The following is a 22,128-nucleotide window of genomic DNA, read 5'->3' on the forward strand; positions in this document are numbered from 1 at the left end:
ATATCTGAGGGTACTCGGTTAGCTGATTCTTTTAGATGTCTGATAAAGTCAGGGAAGTCGAATATGAAAGATCAGAAGAAACTCAACTGAAATTGATTTTGCTGGTAAGTTTGAAAATGATCGGGCTTCTTTTCAAGATTATTACACGGAATTTCAAGAAGGGGCGAACCGTATAAAGGCTGAAACAGCGCAGCAGCTTATTGAGCGAGTCGAGCGCCTATCATCTGAAAAATGATAAGAGCACCTATGGAGTTTAGGGCAGTTTTCTGTCTGCTTACGACCTGCAAGCCTGAAGGGGTCGATGAGTCTACCCCGTGCCAGAAGAGGGCGTTAATCCTCATGCTTTATATAGTTGTGGAGGTAGCGCTCTTGGTGTTGCCAGCTGTAGTGATGCGATTTCGGCCAGCTCTTTTAGCTCGATACAGGGCTTGGTCAGCAGTTATGATAACGTCTTGAGCTCTTGTACTTCTAGCTGGCTACTGTGGTACACCCCAATACTAATCGTAATATTGATAGGCTTGCCTTCGAAAAGAAACTCATGAGATTCGACTAGAAAACGAATTTTTTCAAAAATAGAAGAAGCTTCATCAAGCTTTACTCGGTTTAAGAGCAAGAAAAATTCCTCCCCCACCTGCGCGGTATAGTTGATCACTTTCTCGTGTTGCCTTCGTCATGAGGTCTGACAACTCTTTTAATACATAATCACCCGCAGGATGACCTAATGTATCATTTACTCTTTTAAAGAAATCAATGTCCATTACCCCTAATGCAAACGGGATATGATTTTGCTCACTAGCTTTGATCAGTCTCTCTATATCACTTTCAAGAGTGAGTCTGTTCTTTAGTTTTGTTAGAGGATCGTGCGTAGCGATTTCTTTGAGTTTTCTATTTGCAGCTTCAAGCTTTAGGGTACGTAGCTCGACTATTTCTTCTAAATTTTCGAGACTGCGCTTTTTAGCTTTTTGAGAGGTTACAACCAATCCTGCCATTGGTCTGAAAATAAACAAAACCTCTAGGATTAACGCCATATAAGTTTTAACCCGTAGGAGGAGGCTTTGTGTATTACCCACATTAAATTCCTACATGAGAAAGATCAGAGAGTGGTGGAAGACTGCTCCGGCCATATACAGCAGGCTTTAAGCTACTATTTTTTCTCTTTAAAAACCTCAACTTTCCAATCAGCTCCTAACTCTTTTTCAATATATTCACGAATAAATTGCCTTACCTTCTGAGAGGCGGTGACGTCTTCTGCTGAGCAAAGTTTTTCAAAGACCGATTTCTTTTTAGGGTCGATGAGCAGAGTTAATCGAGCGGTTCTATTTTCCATTGTATACCTCTATGTTAATCAAATTAACATTGCATTATTTCCTAATAATAATAAGAATAACATTAAATATTTAATAATAAATCAAGAAGAATCATAATGCCTCATCGAGCTCACCTCTTTTCTTTACGTATAGGGCATGCTTTACGTGAATGTGTTTTTGAGTCTGATTACAAACTAGAAAGTTTGTTTAAAGATTTAATGGCAGGCATTTCTGTTGGGATTATTGCTATCCCCTTATCAATGGCTTTAGCTATTGCTAGTGGAGTGGCGCCTCAATATGGCTTGTACACAGCGTTTATAGCAGGCTGTTTGATTCCTCTTTCTGGTGGTTCTCGCTACAGTATTTCTGGGCCAACAGCGGCTTTTGTTGTCATTTTATATCCTGTGGTACAGCAGTTTGGGCTTTCGGGATTGTTAGTTTCCAGCATCATGGCTGGGATTATGTTGATTTTGATGGCGATACTAAGGCTAGGACGTTACATAGAATATATCCCATCAGCCGTTACTCTAGGTTTTACCGCGGGCATCGCTGTAGTGATTGCTATTTTGCAAGTAGAAAACTTCTTTGGCTTAAATGTTGACCCGATGCCAGAACATTTCACCGAGAAAGTGCTGGCTCTATTTGAAGCTCTGCCGAATTACACTGGAAATGAGTTATGGATTGGATCATTGACTCTATTAGTTTTGCTATTGTGGCCAAAATTGAAAACACCTGTACCTGCCCACTTACCTGCTGTCATCACTGGAAGCATTGCAGCCTTTATAATGAATGAAAGTGGTGCAGGTATAGAAACCATTGGATCAACATTTAGCTTTATTTTACCTGATGGCAGCATTGGAAAGGGCATACCCGCAATGTTGCCAGACTTTCAATGGCCATGGTTGCGAACACAGGGTGGGGAGGATGGATTAGTATGGAACTGGAAGGTAGTGCAAGAGTTATTATCAGCAGCATTCGCCATAGCCATGCTGGGAGCTATCGAATCCTTATTATGCGCTGTAGTGCTTGATGAAATGAGCGGTAAGAAACATAGTGCCAATAGTGAACTTTTAGGTCAAGGAATCGGTAACGTCATAACACCATTCTTTGGTGGGATTACTGCTACGGCTGCAATTGCGCGTTCCGCTGCAAATTTCAAAGCAGGAGCTCAATCTCCTCTGGCAGGAATTATCCACGCATTTGTTGTTTTGTTGGCTCTGGTTTCACTGTCGTCATTCTTGTCTTTTTTACCTATGGCCAGCATGGCTGCACTTCTGTTAATTGTGGCATGGAATATGAGCGAAGCACCAAAAGCAGTGCAACTCTTTCGCAATGCTCCAATCAGTGATATTGCGGTATTCACTACCTGTTTTGTGCTTACAGTGTTATTCGACATGGTGATTGCCATCACGGCGGGCATTGTTTTGGCATCATTACTGTTTATGAAGCAGATTGCTGACATGACCTTAGTCAGGGATATGACTCTAAACAAGAAACTTGTAGATGTTGAGCTTCCAAAAGGTTGGCGAGTTTATAAGGTCAATGGACCCCTCTTTTTTGCCGCAGCGGAAAGAGTTTTTGGGGAGTTATTACATCATTGCCATGAAGTGCGAGGGATTGTTATTTATCTGGATGCGGTATCGATTATGGATGCCGGTGGTGTGACTGCGCTTAATCGTTTTATCGATTTGTGTGCTCAAAATAATACACGATTAATATTAGCTGATTTTCAGTTTCAGCCACTTAAAACACTCGCGCGATCAAACTTTATGCCTGATTCTGAGGTTTGCAAAATAAGTCCAACGCTTAAAGAAGCTTTGCAAGACTTATCGAGTAAAGATTGTTTTGGAACGTCTGATCATAACGATAGAGGAACAAGGAAATGAAAATAAAAAAAGCTTTGAAGTTGAAGCAGAGTGGTAAGTTATTGGGGGCTCAGATTTGGAAAAATCCTAATGATATGCAACAGTGGTTTATCATGATAAATAAAAAAAACGGTAAATCTTTCATGCTAGTAGATGAAGACGAAAACGTTATAGTTGACCAGAATTTGAATGAATTAATTAAAACCCTCAGTAAAATAGGGTTAAAGCAGGCTGAGATGTTTTTTTAAAACCTTAATAGAATATCGAGCCTTCTATGCAATTTTTTTGCTCCTTTAGTATCGGCTCAAAAAGACCATTTCTTTAATAAATGGTATGCGTAAAATTCCAGTCACATTTTTTATTAGCGGCCTCTATCATGTCTGTTTTGCTCTTGTCACTGATCGCATTGGCGTTCGTACTCATCATTATTGAGGATGTCATACACCTCAACAAAGCTAAATCGACGTTGTTTATCGGTACGTTAGTTTGGATATTGGCTTTTATCTTCCCGGAACATGGAACAGAGCATCTAAAGGAGGGGTTGAATGAAAACCTTCTGGAGATTGCGACCCTATGGCTTTTTCTAATGGCAGCCATGACTTTCGTTGCCTATCTTAATGCGAAGGGCTTGATTACTCAGATGGTATATCGATTACTGCCTGAAAAGTTACATATGCGCTCATTGATGATTCTAATGGCTTTACTTGCTCTGTTGTTCTCATCTCTTGCGGACAACATTACAGCTTCACTCATTATGTTGTCCCTCTTGGCATCATTAAAACTTGATACGAAGCAAACGTTAAAGTTTGCAGCCTTGATTGTGTTTGCTGTGAATTCCGGAGGAGTTTCTCTTATCACCGGTGATGTGACCACTCTCATGATCTTTCTTGCAGATAAAGTCACTATTACAAACCTATTTTTACTGATAGGGCCGGCGGTAGCAGGCGTTGTTATTCTTGCTCTGTTACTTATGTGGGGCAATAACGATCAGGTTGAGTTGCCCAAATTTAAGCGCCCCATTGCATTAGTTGATAAGGCCATTGCTGCCCTCTTCCTCGTAACAATTATTAGTACGTTATTGTTCAGTGTGCTCTTTTCGGTTCCGCCGGTACTGACTTTTCTGTTTGGTTTATCCTTGATGTTCATGGTGCATAGGGTGATCTATAAAAGCGAATCAAAGCCGAACGTGCTGGAGTTCGTTAGAGAAATTGAGTTTGATACCCTGCTGTTCTTCTTGGGTGTGTTATTGCTCGTAGGGATGCTTAAGGAGCTATCTGTTCTGGATACATTGTTACAGCTCTATCAGCTCTTGCCTGCATATCAAGCCAACTATTTCGTTGGAATACTGTCGGCCTTAGTTGATAACGTTCCTTTAACGGCAGCAATTCTAAAATCCGGAATAGAGATGGATAAGGCCGATTGGTTGGGGCTGACTTATGCAGTAGGTGTCGGTGGATCCATATTGATTATCGGTTCTGCTGCTGGAGTCATTGCACTGAGTAAGCTTTCAGAGCTGACTTTCATTACCTACCTTAAGTTTTTTCACTGGCTGTTGGTGGCCTACACAATAGGTTATTTGGGTGTGATGGCAGTGGCTAGGTTGTAGGCCTCAAATAGTGGCGCTTCGATCCTGCTCGTCGTGGCGCGCCATTTTTTTGCTCCACCTATTCCTTGTTTCCTTACGAATACTGCTGGCTCATTCACTTGAGCCAAAGGCGCACCTAAGAACCGATTGCGGGGCGTATATCTTCGCTGGTCACAATCTGAATTCAGTGCTGGAGATATATGCAGTATTAAATGCGTAGAAATATCTATACTTGATAACTAACTTGATTCTTGCCTGATTGTTTCGATTTATACATGGCTTCATCTGCAGTTTTCAAAGCGGAATTTAAATTGTTGCTCTCATTTAACAGCGATGTTCCTATTGAAACAGTAACGGGTCCATGAGCTTCAGTGAAGCTAGGGATCATTAGTGCTTCTACTGAAGCTAAAACCTTTTCACAGACTCGTTTAATCCCACTTTCAGAACTATCAAATAAGAGAATGGTAAATTCTTCTCCGCCAAAACGACAAACTAAATCAGTGTCTCTTACACAGTTCGTGAGTGTTTCTGCAATTCTAATAAGCACTTCATCACCGGTGCTGTGACCGGATGTGTCGTTTATCTTTTTAAAGTCATCTACGTCAACCATGAGTAAGGTGAGATCTCTTTGTGCGCGCACTGCTTTTTTGTACTCTGATTCTGTCAGTTCAAAAAACTTTCTTCGGTTTAGTAAGCCGGTAAGATGATCTGTATTCGCCGCTTTAATTAGCTGATCAGTAGCTTCTTGTCTGATTAATTCAATCTGCTCATGAACCATTGAGGAAACGCAGATCATCAACACCATAAACCATGTCAGAAAGATCACGAATACAGCGATTACCGCAATATCTGACTGCTGTATGTAGGGCAGCAGGAAAAGACCTACAAGGAAAGGCAGGAACATGCCTATTAGTATTTGAATACGGACGATTTTGCCACTGGTATAAGGGCCTAAAACTGCTCGAAATCCTGCTTGGTTGGCGGTTCGTGATAGTGAAGACCATCCTAATAGAAAACCTAGCAGTGCTGTAGACAAAGACATGTGACTATAGAAGCTCTCAATACCATAGAAATAGCCAATGAATGAGAGGCAAGGAATCGCAATGGCAAAGAAAGCAAACAGTTGTGAAACAAGATACCGTCGTATGCATTCAAATAGTTGGGAGCAGGCGATGAGCAATAGCATTATATCAGTATTAAAGCTCAGATAGTTACTCAGGCCTCTGTCTAATTCTTGGTGAACAATATCGTCAAAAAAAAGTGTCGACGGTATTAATTGAACGCCGAATAGATATCCTATAAAGCCAAAAATGGTAACCAAAAAAACTGTGAAAATAAAAAATCGCCTAATAACAGAAGAGGTATTATTCTGCCCCGATATTAGGAGCAGTAGACTTAAGCTCAAGCAGAGATAAGCTGTAATCGGGTTCGTGGCAGGCCCTTCTGGAATTGGACGATACAGGTATTCGACGCCGTAGTTGTATCCGATCAAAGCAAGAACAGAGATGCAGCAGGCAGCAAGAGCTAATTGTATAGAGAGTAGGCGAAAGGTAATTGGCAATGTATTTTCTTGCCGTTGGTGCTGGACAGCATCCAGATGTAACTCCCCTACATCAATTAAGTTGGAAGTTACGAAAGCACTAAAGGCTGAGCCGTTCTTCGTTTTAGCCATATTCCGATTTATTCACTGAATTCATCGCTATTCTTCCATTTACGCTGCGCTGCACAATTAAAAGTAGTGAGTAAATTCCTCATTGTCAAATGACAAAATGATGTCAATGAAAGGTGAAAAGTTGCATAATTTTGCGTTTATCTTGATGATTAGTGTGACGAAAATCTTCTTCAATTGTTCAGCGTTCTCCTGAGAGGGAAGTGGATATGGATTCCTTTTACAATGCGTTACCTGCATTTTCTGAGTTAAAGATATTATTCAATGACGCCAACTATCAGAACATCCCTGACGATTGGATAGTTGTTGTTGCAGACGTCAGGGGGTCGACACTTGCAATTGAACAGGGGCGGTACCGAGATGTTAATTTTATCGGCGCTGCTATAATTACCTCCTTTCTCTCTCACGTCTCTCCAAACCTTCCATACTGTTTTGGGGGTGATGGCGCGACCTTGTTGATTAAAGTTGAGATGCTCAATCGTGCGGAAGAACTGCTTAAATCTCTATGCTACTGGTCTCAGGCCAGCTTTGATCTGGAGTTGCATGCGGGCTTTGTCTCAGCTAAGGAGCTTAAAGCCTTAGGTTCAGGGGTGAAAATAGCTAAATACCAGCTTAATAGTAATGTTTGCCAATCAATGTTTAGAGGAGGAGGTCTCACTCTGGCTGAAAAGCTAGTTAAAGAAGATCCATCCCGGCGAGTTATCCCCTCTCCTATTATGGATCAGGCAGCGGTTTTTTCTGGGCTCACTTGCCGATGGCGCCCTGTACCCGCAACCAAAGGAATTACCCTTTCTATGTTAGTTGATCCACTGACCGATGATAGTAATGTATTGACATCTGTTGTTACAGAATTGGAGGTGATTCTCGGGGGGGCTATTCAGCACAGTAACCCTATTAGTATGGAAGGTGCTAGTTATCATTCCTTTTTTTCAAATGTCAGAAGGCAGGTGCAGGTATCTGGCTGGCGATTTAACAAGCAATTTATAGGTGAAATTTCGGAACTTCTAATTACTTTTCTGGTGTTTAATCTGCGTTTATTTCGATTTTTCTCCACTCTGGATGATTATGTTAAGAAACTACCGCAGCATTGCGATTTTCAGAAATACGATGATACGCTGAGAATGGTGCTGGACTGTTCACCGCAGCAGTATGAGCAGATTTTAAGGTTATTGGACGCTCATGTTGCACAAAAACAAATTGTATATGGCGTGCACTGTTCTGATGCAGCTCAAATGACTTGCTATGTTGATAGTGTCAGCGATGGTGAGCATCTTCATTTTGTCGATGGAGATGGAGGGGGGTATGCACTCGCTTCGAAAATGCTTAAAGAAAACATGCGTAGGCAAAAAAGTTAAAATTGGTTATGTGGCTCTTTGCTTAAAAGCTAAGGGAAGGTCTCGGTTTTGAAAATACATTTTAATTTGGAAGATGCGAGCCAAGTCACTATTGGGGCTTTTGCAATGGCAGTGCCGATTTCATTTTCTGAAGAAGCATGGAAATTGGGTGAAACGCTTCCTGGTAGCAACTTGGTCATGTTGTTTCTTCTTTCCGTATTCTTTTTGGGGTTTTATGCCTACCAGAGCGTTTTTCAGGGGAATATCCGCTATCGTATACCCGTATTTATCTTTCGTATCTTTATCGCTTACCTGATTGCCGGACTGGTTGTTGCTCTTGTGCTTATCTCATTAAATAAGTTTCCCCTGCAAACGGATCCTAGCGGTGCGCTATCACGTTTACTTGTCATAACTATGCCCGCATCAATGGGTGCAATTATCGTGGATAGTTTTGATAAGGAATAAACAGGAAGTGAAATTGACTTCTGTGGACAGAGTAAAACTAACAAGGTAACCTTCGATTGAGTCCCGTATTTTAGGTGGTTGAACTGTCTGAATGGATTTCGGCTATTTTAAGACGTTTTTACCCCGTTCTGGAGCGTCTATGTGCAGTTTTACAGCATATAGACGGACTTACCCTAAGCCCTCATCATCTGATCCACCCGAACCCTATTAGCCAGAGCTAAAAGCATCGCTAATTTACTATCATTCTTCTTCAGCCCTCGATACCGAGCTTTAGTAAATCCAAATTGGCATTTAATTATCCTGAACGGGTGCTCTACTTTTGCCCTGATACTGGCTTTCATATACTCAATGCTTATCGGTACTTTATTGATACAAGGATGGCGTTTTAATGCGCTAACTTTTCTGGGGCGTTAGGCGATATACCAATTAGCCTCAACGTCTTGCAGCTCTGACCTCTTATCTGCATCTCGATAACCCGCATCAGCAAATATAAAGTGTTCTTCACCATACAACAGTCTGCTGGCTTGGTTTAGGTCATGCTCATTGGCAGAAGTGGTTGTAAAGCTATGTGTCAGACCTGTTCTTGCATCAACCCCTATGTGAGTTTTCAAGCCAAAATGCACTGATTCCCTTTCTTGGTTCGGTGCATCTCTGGATCACGCTCACCTGCCTTGTTCTTGGTGGAACTTGGGGCTTCGATAATAGTGGAGTCCATCAACGTACCCTCCTTAACGATGATCCCAGCCTCCGTCAGCCAAGCGTTAACGCCTTCAAAAATATGACGTGCTAAATCATGAGGCTCCAGAAAATACCTGAAATTCATGATGGTTGTGTGGTCAGGTATGGGCTTGTTTAATGATAGTCCTGTGAAAAGCCTCATCGAGGCTATTTCATACAAAGCAACTTCCATGGCAGTATCACTCAAGCTATACCATTGCTGAATGCAATGAATAGGAGCATCGTGGGTAAAGGATAAGGTCGACGACCGTTACCTGCTTTTGGATAGTGGGGTTCAATGATCGCTTCAAGGCGTTTCCATGGAATCCGCTTATCCATCCTGCCTAGAAACTTCTCTTTACGCGTCTGGCGGTGTTTGTGCTGATACTCACTATCGGCAAAGGATAACTGCTGTTCCATGTTCGATCTTTTTCAGAGTCTTACCCTGATTATTCGTTAAGTATAGGTGTGGCATCGACGGGGCCTGATCAATACATAAGTTTGGATGAGCTGTTAGCTGAAGCGGATAGAAAAATGTATCAAGCGAAAGATACTGTGGGTTCTTATATCCAATGCTAATTATAGGCCGTTCTAATAAGTATGCTGTGCAATCTTGTGGATAATAGGCCTATTCATATTTACATTTAGAGGATTACGAAGGTGACTGCTTGGCGTCGGTAAGCGACCTAATCGTTTCTGAGTCGTGCCAGATCAATCGTTCGCATCATCTCAGCACTAGACAGTACGCCCGTATCGTAAACGCTGGGTTATGAGCATTGGTCTTGATATTTCTTCCTATGCCACTCATTCAATGAGAAGAACCAAGCCCGCACTAATATACAAGCGGACTAAAAACCTGAGAGGGGTTCAACTTTTGCTAGGCCATACCAGCTGGAGAGCACTGTATGATATTTGGGAATAGATGCTGATGATGCATTGGAGATGGCAGGAGAAACTGAAGTCTAAAGTAAAATTTAAGCGACCACCCTGGTCGCTTATCGACACGAAGCAGAAGTCGAAGTGATTTCTGAAGTGGGTTGGTAGCTGACTGTGTTATTCTTTGACCAATGTTGGAGCTCCCAGTGTTTTAGTCGCAATCAGACCAGAAAGCTTACCGGAAGGTACAGTCCATAGTTTTTTCTAAAACTAAGAAACTATTCTCCGGTCCTGAGCTAGCAGCTAGATTGATGAGCTTACTTGAATTAAAAAACTCAAAATTACATAGTTGGATTGTAAACTGATAGACAGAATTTCCTGTCGTTAGACGCCGATCCGACCAGCTAGAGACCAGAGCTTAGAAACAAAAAAGGCCTGCATCTGAGTGCAAGCCTTTAAAGTAGTGGTGCCCGGAGACGGAATCGAACCGCCGACACGAGGATTTTCAATCCTCTGCTCTACCGACTGAGCTATCCGGGCAATCGTTTGAGTAGTTTTAGAGACAAGAAAGGCCTGCGATTTGATGTGCAAGCCTTAAAAGTAAGTGGTGCCCGGAGACGGAATCGAACCGCCGACACGAGGATTTTCAATCCTCTGCTCTACCGACTGAGCTATCCGGGCTACTCAAGTGGCGCGTATTAAACCGTCTTCACGTAAAACTGTCAACCACTTGTTACAAAAAAACTATTTAGAAGGTGGGACGTAGCCTTCTGCCTTCTCGTAATCACCGCCTGTCATGAACTTTTCCATCTCTGTTTGTAGGAATTCACGTGTAGATGGGTCCATTAAGCTAAGGTGTTTTTCGTTAATGATCATCGTTTGATGGTCAGTCCACTCTTTCCATGCTTTCTTCGAGATGTTGTCATAGATATCTTGGCCTTTTGGGCCTGGGTAAGGAGCTCGGTCTAGGCCTTCAAGTTCCTCTTGGTATTTACGACATAAAACAGTGCGGCTCATTTTTGGCTCCGAAACAATCAGTTCTGGTTAAATTCTTAGTTGGATAGGGTTTTCAGCAGCTTCTTTACTGGAGCTGCAAGGCCAACGTTTTCCGGCTTGTGTATGTTATACCAGAGCAGGGCCTTTCCTTCCATGACACAGTCTGTAGGGGTATTTACTTGGGCTATCACAGGAGTGATATCTAAATGGAAATGGCTAAAGGTGTGACGCATAGGTTCAAGTGTTTTAATCGATCCTTCATCAAGCTCCAGGCCTGTTTCATTTAATGTGTCTCGCAGATCATTTACTTGAGGTAAGCTCCATAAACCGCCCCATAGCCCACTCGGTGGTCGTTTATATAATAGAACTTCGTGTGGATTTTCCTGTTGAAGCAGAAGCATGTAAGTCTGCTTAACAGCAATCACCTTTTTAGGTTTAGGGATTGGTAGTTGATCTGCTTTACCTAATTCAAAAGCGGTACATTGTTTTTGCAAAGGGCAGAGTAAGCAAGAGGGCTTGCTTCGGGTGCATACAGTGGCACCTAGGTCCATCATGGCTTGCGTATATTCCCCCACGCGCTCACGTGGTGTGTTATTTTCTGCGTGTTGCCACAATATTTTTTGATTAGCGGTAGTGCCTGGCCATCCATCGAGTGCATAAAAGCGCGCTAGAACACGTTTTACATTGCCATCTAGGATAGGAGCCCATTTGCCCGTGCTAATGGAAAGGACCGCTCCGGCGGTTGAGCGCCCAATACCCGGTAGCATTTCTAATTCTGCAACAGTTTCAGGGAAGTTCCCTTGGAGGTCTTGGGATATGATTTGCGCTGTTTTATGCAAATTTCTGGCGCGTGCGTAATAACCTAGGCCGGTCCATAAGTGCAGAACCTCATCTTGGTCTGCTAAAGCGAGTGTTTCCACTGTGGGAAAACGTTGCATAAAGCGTTCGTAATAGGGAATAACGGTACTCACTTGAGTCTGCTGGAGCATGATTTCAGAGACCCAAGTGTTGTATGCCGTTTTGTCTTCTTGCCAAGGAAGGTTGTGACGTCCGTGCTGGTCAAACCAGTCCAGCACGGCGTGAGCGAATAAGTTAGATGACATCGCGCTTAGAATAAACCTTTCAGTTTGTCACCTAGCTTATCTTTGATCTTTTCTTCCACTTTTGCTTTCGCCTTAGCTTTTTCTTTTTTTACTTTATCTTTAACTTGTTTTTTCATTGCGTCGCCAATGAAACTAAAATCAGGCTTACATAGTTGAGCAGGGTCCGTATTAAAACTGCCTTTACAGTCAATAGGGATCTCCACGCCTTCGAGCTTATTAGGGAACGAGCAGGTTTCTTTAAAAAGGTTTTTTTCGACCATAAAGCCTAAACGGTAATCAAGGTTCTGTTTTGGTAGATTTACTTTACCTTTACCGCTTAAGACCATGGCGTCTAGTGCAGCTTTAAGATCTCGGCTGTCTACTATGCCGTTCTTGATTTTGACGGATGCTCCCATATTGGCAAAAGGCGTTGAGCGGTCAACTTCTTGTGTATCAATACCAAGAGATCCTACATTGTTCATGCCTTGGCAAACGGTTTGAGCCATATCGATGCCGTGAAGTTCACCATCTTTCATATTGACCTTAGCTTTACCTGTCATGCTATTAACGAATGCATGTACAGAATTACCCGTAACCGTAATGTTTGATGATGAGTGAAGAGCACCTGTTAATTGGTCGAAATCAGCCATCTCTTTAAGCATATCGCCAATCTGAATGCCTGAAACCGTTTTTTGTGAGCTAATTACCGGTGTTTTCTTGCGTACATCAACAGTGATTTTGTTTTTAACGCTTCCACTATATAGGTTGGCATCAAGTTGGCTGATCTTAATAAGTCCGCCGTGAGCACTTACTTTAACCGCTATATTGTTAACGTCCATTTTAGAAACGTGCAGGGCTTTTAAGCCAACGCTTGCATCTAATTCAAGTGTCTTAAGGGTATCTATTGGTAAAATCGGGTCTTTAGAATAGACGATTGCTGGCGCTTTTGAGCCTTTACCTGATGATGTTGATGCGTTTTTAGCTGAGCCTGTCGCCTTGCTATCTTTTGTCGTTGGAGGCATATAGCTATCAGCATTCAATTTATCGCCTTGAAGATTCAAAGTGATATTGCCGTTTGCCATGTTGAAGGCTGCGGAACCATCGAAGTTAGTTTTATCTAATTTAAGGCTTAACGTTTTTGCGGTAACCGTATTAGCTGGCCCTGAAAGTTCAGTATTAAAGCTAATAGCTGAAAGTGCTTTAGGATCAGTAGTTTTGACAGCGGGTTGCCCTACTGCTTTAAGTAGTTGATTGAGATCGAAAGCAGCCACTGAAAGTTTGCCGTTTATAACAGGGTTAGCAAAGTCGTTAACGCTGACGTTACCTTCTGCTTTAAGGTTGGCAATATTCATCTGTAGGCTATTAAGCGTAAGCAGTTGTTTAGTTAAGTCTGCTTCAATATCTGCTTGTGTGGATAGCTCTAAAGATTTCCCCGCAATTGGTTCTCCACTTAGATTAAGCGTGCTCTGTAGGCCTTTTATTTTGTATAGCTGATTGTCTAAATCTAGGAAGAAATCTGCTGATAACGAAGCGATTACTTTTATTTGTTCCTTGCCATTCGCCTTTTGAACAGCATTAAAGTTTAATTTTGCTGGGAAAAATGCGTTAGTGACAACCTGTCCAGAAGTCATGTTGAAATCACTAAGCGTTGTTTGAGTGCCCGCGCTATGGTCCAGTAGATCAACAATAGCGTTAGTAATTTGAATGCTATCGATATTAATATTCAGTGGAGCATTATTTGGCGATTCTGCGGTTGTTTCTTTTACTTCAGCAGTTTCTGGCGTTGAGTCAGCTGATTGCTTAGTAGACTTTGATTGGCCACTAGGTGCTGAAGCCGTCCAATTGGTTGCACCCTCTTTAGTTTTAACTAGATTTAACTTCAGCCCATCAATAACGATGCTTTGCATCTCTACGTTACCAGACATTAACGCGGGTAAACGTACTGAAAGTTTTGCTTGATTCAAACTGGCTAGGTCTTCTTTGCCAGGGAATTTAACATCGATTTTGTTGACCTCAAGCCCTAACCAAGGAAAAACGGACCAACCTATATCTCCGTTGATCTTAAGTTCTACTCCTCCCTTTTCTAACGCTACTTTTTCTATTTCCGGCTTATATTCATTTGGATCAAAGAACATACCTAGAATAGCGCCACCGGCAGCGATTAAAACGATAATTAATACGCCTAATCCGGCAATAAATTTGAGCAAACCTTTCATTATTCTCTCCTTGGCGAGGGTTCTGAAGTGTGAGGATAAACTGTATTAATGAAGTTTCAATGCTTTAGGCTGAAGTAGAGATGAATAATTACTAATCGCAGACTTGGTTTTTACCATTAGCTTTGGCTTTGTAGAGGGCAACGTCTGCTTGTTTTAACATTTTTCCACTATCAGAAATCTCATTATCTAGTTGGCTGACGCCCATACTCGCTGTGATAGTAATATTTTCCCCATCGCTGGAGAGCACGTTAACACTATGTAGCTCTTCCAGATAGCGCCTAGCGATATTCAAAGCTTCTTGGGCGCAGGTCTCCGGTAATATGATCAAGAATTCTTCGCCACCATAGCGGCAGACAAGGTCATGTGCTCTTGAATAACGGTCTAAACACTGAGCTGCATTTTTGAGGATAAGGTCCCCAAAGCTGTGACCGTAGGTGTCATTTATACTTTTGAAATCATCTAAGTCTAATAAAATAACGGAAAGAGGCCTATTCTTACGTACCGCATCTTTACATAAAATTCCGAGCTGTTTACGTCCTTCTCTTCGGTTATAGATACCTGTGAGGTCATCATATGTGGCGAGACGTTGGAATTTTTTCTCGAGAATTTTTTGTTCTGTAATATCAATGATCGCCCCGATGAGCCCTGCTACAGATCCGTCCTGATTATGTACAGTGGCTTTATGAAATTTCACATAGGAAGTTGTTTGGTTGGAGCGTTGGACGGGTGTTTCAAATATTTGAATGCCAGGATTATTTAGTAACTCTTGGTCTGACGTGGCGAAAATACTCGCGGGGTTTTTTTCAAATACCTCATATACAGTTTTACCGATTAGTTGCTCTCGACTGATTTCAACATATTCTGCATAAGCTTTGTTACAACCAAGATATTTACCTTCCGTATCTTTGTAATAGATAGGGAAGGGAAGTGCGTCTATGACTAATAGCAACGCTCGGTGGTTAGCTTGCAAAAGTTGCTGGAGGTCAACATCATTCATTTAACTAGGAAGCCTGATTGGATAAGGAGTAATTAAAAGATAGCCTACTCAATCTATATTTGCCTGAAAGTCTTTATATAGTAGGACGCGTTATATTTATCCGAAACCTGTGATCAACGGTGCATGGATGAAGGGATGGTTGTATAATCGGCGCTCTGATTTAACTTGCGGGAGATAACCATGGCGGAACGTACAGCCAAGGTAAGCCGAAATACTCTAGAGACACAAATAACTGTGTCGGTAAATATTGATGGATCTGGCCAGTTCAAGGCAGATACCGGGGTGCCTTTTTTAGAGCACATGATGGAGCAGATCTCCCGTCATGGTCTTATTGATTTAGATATCTATGCCAAAGGTGATAACCATATTGATGATCATCATACGGTAGAAGATATCGGTATCACTTTGGGCCAAGCGTTTAAAGATGCTGTAGGTGATCGTAAAGGGATCATGCGTTACGGTCATGCTTATTGCCCTCTAGATGAAGCGTTATCACGTGTTGTTATCGACTTTTCTGGCCGCCCAGGTCTTGAGATGAACGTTGAGTTTACACGTGGCAATATTGGTCGTTTTGATACTCAGCTTTTCTGGGAATTTTTCCAGGGTTTTGTTAACCATGCGGGTGTGACTCTGCATGTGGATAACTTAAAAGGCTTTAATGCCCACCATCAGGCAGAAACGATCTTTAAAGCGTTTGGCCGTTCATTACGTAATGCATTAGAAATTGATGCGCGTGCGGCTGATGTGATGCCATCTACTAAAGGATGTTTATAGAATTATGTCGAGCGTAGCTGTCATCGACTACGGAATGGGGAACCTCCATTCCGTTGCCAAAGCATTAGAGTTTGTTGAACCGGGTGTGGAAGTACGTGTTACTGCTGACCCGGCGCTAGTTGCGAGTGCCGATCGGGTTATTCTACCGGGTGTTGGTGCTATACGGGATTGTATCGCAGAGATGTTGCGCCTTGGTGTAGATAAAGAGGTGGCTGATGCGATTAATTCAGGTAAGCCATTCTTAGGTATTTGCGTTGGTATGCAGGCGTTAATGCAGCATTCTGAGGAGAACTCAGGCGTAGAATGCTTGTCGCATTTTAGCGGTAATGTTGAATACTTTGGTGATGATCTAGAAGAATACGGAGATCGCCTTAAAGTACCTCATATGGGTTGGAATGAAGTTGCTCAAATGACAGACCATCCATTGTGGAAAGATATTGAAGATGGCAGCCGTTTCTATTTTGTTCATAGCTACTACGTTAAAGCTGAGCAAAATGAAGTGGTTTCAGGCGTTTGCCGTTACGGTAAAACGTTTGATGTGGCATTAGCTCGAGATAATGTCTTTGCTGTTCAGTTCCATCCGGAGAAAAGCTCAAAAGCGGGTTTGCAGCTTTTAAAGAACTTTCTTAATTGGGATGGTCAGCCTGAACCGGCTGTTTTGACTGAAAATACGTTGAAACCATCATCTTAAATAGCACTTTTTGGTCTTAAGTTATTGTCTTAAAAGTGTGATGTAGAAAATTTAGATTAAAGGTAGATACTGATGGCATTGGCAAAACGCATTATTCCTTGTCTCGATGTAGAAAATGGCCGTGTAGTTAAGGGTGTTCAATTTGTAGATATCCGCGATGCGGGTGACCCTGTTGAAGTGGCAAAGCGTTATGATGAGCAAGGTGCGGATGAGATCACCTTTCTTGATATAACGGCTACTCATGAAGGCCGCGATACGATGGTGCATACGGTTGAACGTATGGCCTCTCAAGTCTTTATCCCACTCACTGTGGGTGGCGGTATTCGTACCTGTGACGATATTCGCACTATGTTGAATGCTGGTGCAGATAAAGTTTCTATCAACTCTGCAGCTGTTTTTAACCCTGAGTTTGTTAAAGAAGCAGCAGATCGTTTTGGTTCGCAATGTATCGTTGTTGCTATTGATGCTAAAAAAGTCTCAAAAGAGGGTGAAGAAAACTGTTGGGAGATTTTCACCCACGGTGGTCGTAAACCTACAGGCATTGATGCTGTAGAGTGGGCTAAGAAAATGGTTGAGCTTGGTGCCGGTGAGATTTTACTTACATCAATGGACCAAGATGGCGTTAAAAATGGCTATGATCTTGAAGTGACGCGCGCGATTAGTGAAGCGGTCAGTGTGCCGATTATTGCTTCTGGCGGTGTTGGTAATTTAGATCATCTTGTTGAAGGCTGTATTGAAGGTAAAGCGGATGCTGTACTCGCGGCGTCGATTTTCCATTTTAATGAATACACGATCCCTCAAGCAAAAGAACATATGCGTGATAAAGGAATTGAAGTTCGCTTGTAAGCTTACTTCATAACTAAATAACGCGTTAAAGGCCCTTCCGTTACCGGTGGGGCTTTTTTTATGGCTGAAATAGGGAAATACAGAAGCTGATACTGGTGAGCTAATGAAGCAATCCTTAGTGAGTGGTTGGGATAGCTGCGAAGTGAATTTAATCTGCAACATGCTGTTGCAGAGAAAAGCATGCAAATCGTTTGATTTACATGTTTTTTATAATCATTATCAATCGCATGTGGTGGCTATTAAGACGAAGGTAGTGCATTATTTTGTAGCTAAATATAAGGTTTAAGCATCACTTGAGCACCGATTTTAAAAGGTAGTTTAGGAATTAGCCTTACGCGTTTTTGTAGGAAAAGGCCCTGTGCGTTTTCTAGGAAAGAGCCTTGCGCGTTTAGTTGAAAGTACGCTCTAGCGCTATGTAAGAAAACGCCGAAAGCGCTTCATAGGGAAAAGTTTAGAAAAAGCTTAGGGAATAATGATGAAGCAAGTAGTCGGTTGTCTGTTTTTTTGTGTTAGCTCCATCTCTTTTGCAGCAACTTCGGTAGTGGTTAAGCCTCTATCTGAATTGTTGGCTGCTTCCTATCAGAGCGCCCCAGCTCAAGTGATTAATGATGATCATGCGGTCATAAGTGCGCGGTTAGCAGCTAATGTTGACAAAGTATTGGTAAAAACAGGTGATATTGTTGAAAAGGGCCAAGCTTTAATTCAGCTTGAATGTCGTGACTATCATTTAGCAGAGCAGCAATCACAAAGCGAACTCAAAGCGCTTCAAGCTCAGGCACGCTTAGCGCGACAACAGCTTTCCCGGGCCGAAAGGTTACTTAAACAGAAAAATGCTTCATTAGAACTACGTGATCAGCGCCGTGCTGAACTCGCCAGTTTATTAGCCCAGGAACAGGGGGCTAAGGCTGGGCTAGCTACATCGGAACTCATAGTTGAACGTTGCTCTCCTAAAGCGCCATTTTCAGGTGTTATCACTACACGCATGGTGAGCGAAGGCAGCTTAGTCACGCCCGGAACTCCCTTGGTTAAAGTGTTAGGCCATGAGAGCCGTGAAGTGGCAGTGCATTTAACGGAAGCACAGTTAGAAAGCCTGCAAGCGCTTGATCTGAATTCGCAGGATTCAGTTCATTATCAGTTTGCAGGACAGCGCTACCCTGTAGAGCTTCGTTCTGTTGTTCCATTGATCGATACCCGGGCGCGTACTCAAGAGGCACGCTTCTCGTTTATGGGGGATTCAGTTGCTTTAACGGGTAGCAGTGGGCGTGTTATTTGGAAGGAATCTACAGGTCGCTTACCTATCCAATATGTTGTTTCACGCAAAGGCGAGTTAGGTTTAATGCAGGTTGTAGAGGGTAACGCTGATTTTATTCGCTTACCTAATGCAATCGAAGGGCAAGCCGCGCAGGTAGAATTACCATCAGAAACGTTAATCATCGTTGAAGGCCAACATGGCATTAAAGTCGGTGAGGCGGTTGTCGTTGCTGCTGAAGTTGTCGCTGAATAAGGATAGTCGACTATGTTGAGTCGTTTGTTTAAGAACCATGTACTTGCGAATCTAACCTTTGTTTTAGTGCTGCTGATAGGTTTTCTTTGCTATAACTTGCTACCCCGTCAACAAGACCCAACTATCAATTTCAATTGGGTTATAGTGACTACTGTTTTGCCCGGTGCGAGCGCTGAAGACATTGAAAAACGGGTCACTGACCCGTTGGAAGATGTGATCCGTAATATTTCTGATATTAAGTTTGCTTCCTCTAATAGCCGTGAGGCGGTTTCCAGTTTATTAATTCGCTTTGAAGATATTGATGAACGCACTTTTGATAAGCGTATTAATGATCTACGCCGTGAAATCCAAAATGTAGAAGACGAGCTTCCAGCGAATACAGTTGATCCGGTTATTTTAGAGATCACCAGTGCGAATGCGTTTCCAAGTGTCACGTTAGCGGTGACTGCATTGGACGATGATGACAACCTTCGCGTTCAGGCACGTAATGTCGAGGAGGATCTTGAGCGGATGGCTGGGATTGATCGTGTTGATCCCGTTGGCCTAGATGATCCCGAACTCCAAGTAAATTTTGATCCCGCTGCTTTAGAGGCATTGTCTCTTTCTCCCACCGTCTTAGCCGATACTGTATCCGTCTGGTTTAGAGATATCTCTGCCGGTAGTGTTGATGTGGGTGGGCAATCTTGGTTGGTGCGAATGGTAGGGCGAAGTGCGGACCCTGATAAAGTAAAACAGCTTCCTTTAGTTGGCTTACAGGGCGATGAGATTTCCCTCGGGCGGGTTGCCAATGTGCTACAAACGCGAGAGAAAGCGGCTCAAGACGCCATAATTGATGGCAAGCCCGCTGTTGTTTTAGCTGTGATGAAAAAGTCGAAGGCAAATACGATTGATCTTGTTGAAGAGGTCAAAGCCTACATGGCACAGCGAAATGAACTGCAACATGCAACAGGGGTTGAGTTAGTACTGGTTGATGATCAAACCATACCGACCCGAGAAGCGATCGATCTGATGCAAACTAATGCCTTGATCGGTTTGCTATTAGTTTTGCTTGTGGCCTGGTTGTTCTTAGGGGCGCACATAGCGTTTCTGACTGCGATAGGTATCCCATTTATTCTGGCTGGAACCTTTTGGGTGCTGTGGGGGATGGGTGAAACCCTGAACGTGACTGTGCTGTTGGGTGTGGTGATTGTGCTGGGGATGTTGGTAGATGATGCAGTCGTGGTGGTCGAAGCAATCTACCATCGATTGCAGCAGGGAACCCCTGTTTATGAAGCCACAATGGAGTCGCTTCGTGAGGTTGGAAGGCCTGTCACCAGCGCAGTATTAACAACGATGGCAGCGTTTATGCCGTTAATGTTATTGCCAGGGATTCTTGGGGATTTCATGCGTGTCATTCCTATGGTGGTAACTATTGCATTGGCAATCTCCTTAGTGGAAGCCTTTTGGATGCTGCCTGTACATGTCAGCGTATCTAAAGTGAAGTTTAGTAATCCCGGACGTATGCAGCGTTTCAGAAAAAGAATGACGCATAAGATCCAGATCACTTATGTGCGTACCTTGATTAAGGCGATGCGTCGTCCGGTCCTGACGTTTAGTACGATAGGTGTTCTGTTTATCGGCTCAATGGGAGCGCTGGGGGCTGGCATGATTAAGATGGATTTCTTTGCCTCTGACCCGCTACGTTTATTTTACGTCAATATTGAGATGGCGCCGCAAACCTCGTTATCCGCTACCTTAGACAAAGTTAAGCAGATGGAAACGGTTGTTCGTAAACATCTGAAAGATGAGGATGTGCGCGCTATTGTTGGTTACGCTGGGCAGCAATTTACGGAAACCTCTCCTATGTTTGGTGAGCACTATGGGCAAGTTCTTGTGGGCTTGAAACCTAAAAGTGATGATAACCGTACAGTTGATGAGCTGCTCGCTGCTGTACGTGATGATCTGCTTGCCGTTCCTGGACCAACGAATATTACCTTTTTACGTTTAGCGGGTGGTCCGCCGGTCTCTAAGCCTATCAGCATTAAAGTACGCGGGGATGAATACGCTGAGATTCGTGCAGCTGCTGATGCACTTCAAACCTATATGTCATCGGTTGAAGCGATTACCGATATCACCGATGATGCTGGTGGCGGGCGCATGACGTTAACGCTATTGCCTAACTACGATGCAATTACTCAGGCTGGCTTGAATCCAATGGAGGTTATCCGGACCGCTCAATTACTAGTGGATGGTGAAATTGTTGCGGATATGCAGCATGAGGGTGAAAAACTCGAGGTTCGGGTCAGAGCTCAGCCACAAAGCTTTACCGATATTGACCAGCTACTTCAATTTAAGTTACCACTGCTTGATGGCGAAATGATTCCGTTGTCTAACTTGGTGACTTATGAACGGCAGCAGGCCTTAGGTAATATCCGTCATTACAATTTCCGCAGGGCGATTACGGTTGAAGCGGACCTTGTTCCTGATTCAATTGATACTGTGACCGCGAATGGAATGGTGGTTGAACATTGGAATACACAGCTGCAAGAGCAATTTCCTAATCTTGATTTGGATTTCTCTGGGGAGCTAGATGATATCCAAGAAAGTATGGATGCGATTGGTATTCTGTTCCTTTTCGGCATCGGCTTGATGTACCTGATTCTAGGCACGCAGTTTTCGAGTTATGTGCAGCCTCTTATGATCTTAATGACAATTCCTATGGCGTTTACGGGTGTGGTTATGGGGCTTTTGATTACCCAGAATCCACTGAGTTTGTTTACTATGTATGGGGTGGTGGCGTTGGCAGGCATTGCAGTAAATGCAGCAATAGTATTGATCTCTGCGGGTAACCAGCGTTTAGATAAAGGGATGTCGGTGAAACATGCGACGCTTTATGCCGCTAGACGTAGGGTCATTCCTATTATCATTACATCATTAACCACCATAGCGGGTTTGTTCTCATTGGCAACGGGTCTAGGTGGACACTCTCTTATATGGGGGCCTGTGGCGACAGCAATCGTAAGTGGTTTAGCTTTTTCGACTGTACTGACCCTGTTTTTAATTCCCATGCTCTATCGCATCTTTATGCAGTGGTCTTGGCGGAGCAAATAACTTTTTAGATGGGTTATCGTTAATGTCGGTTGAAACATAAACGTTGCGAGGTCGCTTCCGAAATTGTTTTTTGGGAATGGATTCCCGGTAGCTTAGTCGATACTGCGCTGGGCA

General features: G+C 43.0%; 19 protein-coding genes, 2 tRNA genes and 1 pseudogene. 11 read left to right on the top strand and 11 right to left on the bottom strand.

What is annotated here, in order from left to right; translation table 11 throughout:
• Nucleotides 1-439: 439 nt before the first annotated feature.
• The 3 genes from B4K11_RS01790 to B4K11_RS01800 form a co-directional block, all read right to left on the bottom strand.
• Nucleotides 440-613 carry a hypothetical protein gene (locus B4K11_RS01790; protein WP_292959203.1) on the bottom strand — a complete coding sequence of 58 codons (174 nt, stop codon included), beginning with the start codon at nucleotides 611-613 and terminating at the stop codon, nucleotides 440-442.
• Nucleotides 588-1,070 (bottom strand): GGDEF domain-containing protein, encoded by a 483-nt coding sequence (locus B4K11_RS01795; protein WP_292951537.1) that lies wholly within the window; start codon nucleotides 1,068-1,070, stop codon nucleotides 588-590. The genes B4K11_RS01790 and B4K11_RS01795 overlap by 26 nt, the downstream gene beginning before the upstream one ends.
• 74 nt (nucleotides 1,071-1,144) lie before the next feature.
• Nucleotides 1,145-1,327, bottom strand: coding sequence for a CopG family transcriptional regulator (locus tag B4K11_RS01800; RefSeq protein ID WP_292951534.1), 183 nt, complete (start codon nucleotides 1,325-1,327; stop codon nucleotides 1,145-1,147).
• Between the two features lie 96 nt (nucleotides 1,328-1,423).
• On the opposite strand from B4K11_RS01800, the gene dauA reads away from it, so the two are divergent.
• From dauA to nhaD, 3 genes are all read left to right on the top strand, one after another.
• Nucleotides 1,424-3,193: a C4-dicarboxylic acid transporter DauA gene (gene dauA / locus B4K11_RS01805; protein ID WP_292951531.1), complete on the top strand. Its 1,770-nt coding sequence runs from the start codon at nucleotides 1,424-1,426 to the stop codon at nucleotides 3,191-3,193.
• Complete coding sequence (locus B4K11_RS01810; protein WP_292951528.1) at nucleotides 3,190-3,420, top strand: hypothetical protein; 231 nt, start codon at nucleotides 3,190-3,192, stop codon at nucleotides 3,418-3,420. Before dauA ends, B4K11_RS01810 begins: the two co-directional genes overlap by 4 nt.
• Nucleotides 3,421-3,548: 128 nt before the next feature.
• The gene (gene nhaD / locus B4K11_RS01815) at nucleotides 3,549-4,778 is read left to right on the top strand and encodes a sodium:proton antiporter NhaD (RefSeq protein WP_292951525.1); all 1,230 of its coding nucleotides are present in this window, start codon (nucleotides 3,549-3,551) and stop codon (nucleotides 4,776-4,778) included.
• 205 nt (nucleotides 4,779-4,983) lie between these two features.
• On the opposite strand, the gene B4K11_RS01820 is transcribed toward nhaD, so the two are convergent.
• Nucleotides 4,984-6,429: a GGDEF domain-containing protein gene (locus B4K11_RS01820; RefSeq protein WP_292951522.1), complete on the bottom strand. Its 1,446-nt coding sequence runs from the start codon at nucleotides 6,427-6,429 to the stop codon at nucleotides 4,984-4,986.
• 206 nt (nucleotides 6,430-6,635) lie between these two features.
• Between B4K11_RS01820 and B4K11_RS01825 the strand changes: the two genes are divergently transcribed.
• Nucleotides 6,636-7,781 carry a DUF3095 family protein gene (locus B4K11_RS01825; protein ID WP_292951519.1) on the top strand — a complete coding sequence of 382 codons (1,146 nt, stop codon included), beginning with the start codon at nucleotides 6,636-6,638 and terminating at the stop codon, nucleotides 7,779-7,781.
• Between the two features lie 48 nt (nucleotides 7,782-7,829).
• Nucleotides 7,830-8,225, top strand: coding sequence for a DUF2391 family protein (locus tag B4K11_RS01830; protein ID WP_292951516.1), 396 nt, complete (start codon nucleotides 7,830-7,832; stop codon nucleotides 8,223-8,225).
• 173 nt (nucleotides 8,226-8,398) lie between these two features.
• Here B4K11_RS01830 and B4K11_RS01835 read toward each other — a convergent pair.
• Nucleotides 8,399-9,362 (bottom strand): annotated as a pseudogene (locus B4K11_RS01835) (IS5 family transposase).
• On the opposite strand from B4K11_RS01835, the gene B4K11_RS18565 reads away from it, so the two are divergent.
• The gene (locus B4K11_RS18565) at nucleotides 9,354-9,521 is read left to right on the top strand and encodes a diguanylate cyclase domain-containing protein (RefSeq protein ID WP_414689277.1); all 168 of its coding nucleotides are present in this window, start codon (nucleotides 9,354-9,356) and stop codon (nucleotides 9,519-9,521) included. The pseudogene B4K11_RS01835 and the gene B4K11_RS18565 overlap by 9 nt on opposite strands.
• A gap of 761 nt (nucleotides 9,522-10,282) precedes the next feature.
• Here B4K11_RS18565 and B4K11_RS01840 read toward each other — a convergent pair.
• The 6 genes from B4K11_RS01840 to B4K11_RS01865 form a co-directional block, all read right to left on the bottom strand.
• Nucleotides 10,283-10,358: transfer RNA gene (locus B4K11_RS01840), tRNA-Phe, on the bottom strand.
• A 65-nt stretch (nucleotides 10,359-10,423) separates the two neighbouring features.
• Nucleotides 10,424-10,499 (bottom strand) — tRNA-Phe (locus tag B4K11_RS01845).
• A 63-nt stretch (nucleotides 10,500-10,562) separates the two neighbouring features.
• Nucleotides 10,563-10,835 (bottom strand): oxidative damage protection protein, encoded by a 273-nt coding sequence (locus tag B4K11_RS01850; protein ID WP_292951514.1) that lies wholly within the window; start codon nucleotides 10,833-10,835, stop codon nucleotides 10,563-10,565.
• A gap of 35 nt (nucleotides 10,836-10,870) precedes the next feature.
• Nucleotides 10,871-11,917, bottom strand: coding sequence for an A/G-specific adenine glycosylase (gene mutY, locus B4K11_RS01855; RefSeq protein WP_292951511.1), 1,047 nt, complete (start codon nucleotides 11,915-11,917; stop codon nucleotides 10,871-10,873).
• 5 nt (nucleotides 11,918-11,922) lie between these two features.
• Complete coding sequence (locus B4K11_RS01860) at nucleotides 11,923-14,112, bottom strand: AsmA family protein (protein WP_292951508.1); 2,190 nt, start codon at nucleotides 14,110-14,112, stop codon at nucleotides 11,923-11,925.
• A 91-nt stretch (nucleotides 14,113-14,203) separates the two neighbouring features.
• Complete coding sequence (locus B4K11_RS01865) at nucleotides 14,204-15,109, bottom strand: GGDEF domain-containing protein (RefSeq protein WP_292951505.1); 906 nt, start codon at nucleotides 15,107-15,109, stop codon at nucleotides 14,204-14,206.
• A gap of 180 nt (nucleotides 15,110-15,289) precedes the next feature.
• On the opposite strand from B4K11_RS01865, the gene hisB reads away from it, so the two are divergent.
• The 5 genes from hisB (at nucleotide 15,290) to B4K11_RS01890 (ending at nucleotide 22,014) form a co-directional block, all read left to right on the top strand.
• Nucleotides 15,290-15,883 (top strand): imidazoleglycerol-phosphate dehydratase HisB, encoded by a 594-nt coding sequence (gene hisB / locus B4K11_RS01870; protein WP_292951502.1) that lies wholly within the window; start codon nucleotides 15,290-15,292, stop codon nucleotides 15,881-15,883.
• 4 nt (nucleotides 15,884-15,887) lie between these two features.
• Entirely contained in the window at nucleotides 15,888-16,574 is a 687-nt protein-coding gene (gene hisH / locus B4K11_RS01875; protein WP_292951499.1) for an imidazole glycerol phosphate synthase subunit HisH, read from the top strand.
• A 72-nt stretch (nucleotides 16,575-16,646) separates the two neighbouring features.
• Entirely contained in the window at nucleotides 16,647-17,420 is a 774-nt protein-coding gene (hisF, locus tag B4K11_RS01880) for an imidazole glycerol phosphate synthase subunit HisF (RefSeq protein WP_292951496.1), read from the top strand.
• A gap of 472 nt (nucleotides 17,421-17,892) precedes the next feature.
• Nucleotides 17,893-18,924: an efflux RND transporter periplasmic adaptor subunit gene (locus B4K11_RS01885; protein ID WP_292951493.1), complete on the top strand. Its 1,032-nt coding sequence runs from the start codon at nucleotides 17,893-17,895 to the stop codon at nucleotides 18,922-18,924.
• Nucleotides 18,925-18,936: 12 nt separating this feature from the next.
• Nucleotides 18,937-22,014, top strand: coding sequence for an efflux RND transporter permease subunit (locus tag B4K11_RS01890; protein WP_292951490.1), 3,078 nt, complete (start codon nucleotides 18,937-18,939; stop codon nucleotides 22,012-22,014).
• Nucleotides 22,015-22,128: the final 114 nt, after the last annotated feature.

Origin of the sequence: Neptuniibacter sp. UBA6509 (assembly GCA_002435145.1) — a bacterium.
Lineage (GTDB): Bacteria > Pseudomonadota > Gammaproteobacteria > Pseudomonadales > Balneatricaceae > Neptuniibacter.

What these genes read in the sequence shown, in the direction of transcription:
- nhaD (WP_292951525.1), top strand. Translation starts at nt 3,549, where the DNA reads ATGTCTGTTTTGCTCTTGTCACTGATCGCATTGGCGTTCGTACTCATC.
- dauA (WP_292951531.1), top strand. Translation starts at nt 1,424, where the DNA reads ATGCCTCATCGAGCTCACCTCTTTTCTTTACGTATAGGGCATGCTTTA.
- B4K11_RS01820 (WP_292951522.1), bottom strand. Translation starts at nt 6,429, where the DNA reads ATGGCTAAAACGAAGAACGGCTCAGCCTTTAGTGCTTTCGTAACTTCC.
- B4K11_RS01860 (WP_292951508.1), bottom strand. Translation starts at nt 14,112, where the DNA reads ATGAAAGGTTTGCTCAAATTTATTGCCGGATTAGGCGTATTAATTATC.
- B4K11_RS01825 (WP_292951519.1), top strand. Translation starts at nt 6,636, where the DNA reads ATGGATTCCTTTTACAATGCGTTACCTGCATTTTCTGAGTTAAAGATA.
- B4K11_RS01885 (WP_292951493.1), top strand. Translation starts at nt 17,893, where the DNA reads ATGATGAAGCAAGTAGTCGGTTGTCTGTTTTTTTGTGTTAGCTCCATC.
- B4K11_RS01810 (WP_292951528.1), top strand. Translation starts at nt 3,190, where the DNA reads ATGAAAATAAAAAAAGCTTTGAAGTTGAAGCAGAGTGGTAAGTTATTG.
- B4K11_RS01865 (WP_292951505.1), bottom strand. Translation starts at nt 15,109, where the DNA reads ATGAATGATGTTGACCTCCAGCAACTTTTGCAAGCTAACCACCGAGCG.
- B4K11_RS01850 (WP_292951514.1), bottom strand. Translation starts at nt 10,835, where the DNA reads ATGAGCCGCACTGTTTTATGTCGTAAATACCAAGAGGAACTTGAAGGC.
- hisF (WP_292951496.1), top strand. Translation starts at nt 16,647, where the DNA reads ATGGCATTGGCAAAACGCATTATTCCTTGTCTCGATGTAGAAAATGGC.
- hisB (WP_292951502.1), top strand. Translation starts at nt 15,290, where the DNA reads ATGGCGGAACGTACAGCCAAGGTAAGCCGAAATACTCTAGAGACACAA.
- B4K11_RS01800 (WP_292951534.1), bottom strand. Translation starts at nt 1,327, where the DNA reads ATGGAAAATAGAACCGCTCGATTAACTCTGCTCATCGACCCTAAAAAG.
- mutY (WP_292951511.1), bottom strand. Translation starts at nt 11,917, where the DNA reads ATGTCATCTAACTTATTCGCTCACGCCGTGCTGGACTGGTTTGACCAG.
- hisH (WP_292951499.1), top strand. Translation starts at nt 15,888, where the DNA reads ATGTCGAGCGTAGCTGTCATCGACTACGGAATGGGGAACCTCCATTCC.
- B4K11_RS01890 (WP_292951490.1), top strand. Translation starts at nt 18,937, where the DNA reads ATGTTGAGTCGTTTGTTTAAGAACCATGTACTTGCGAATCTAACCTTT.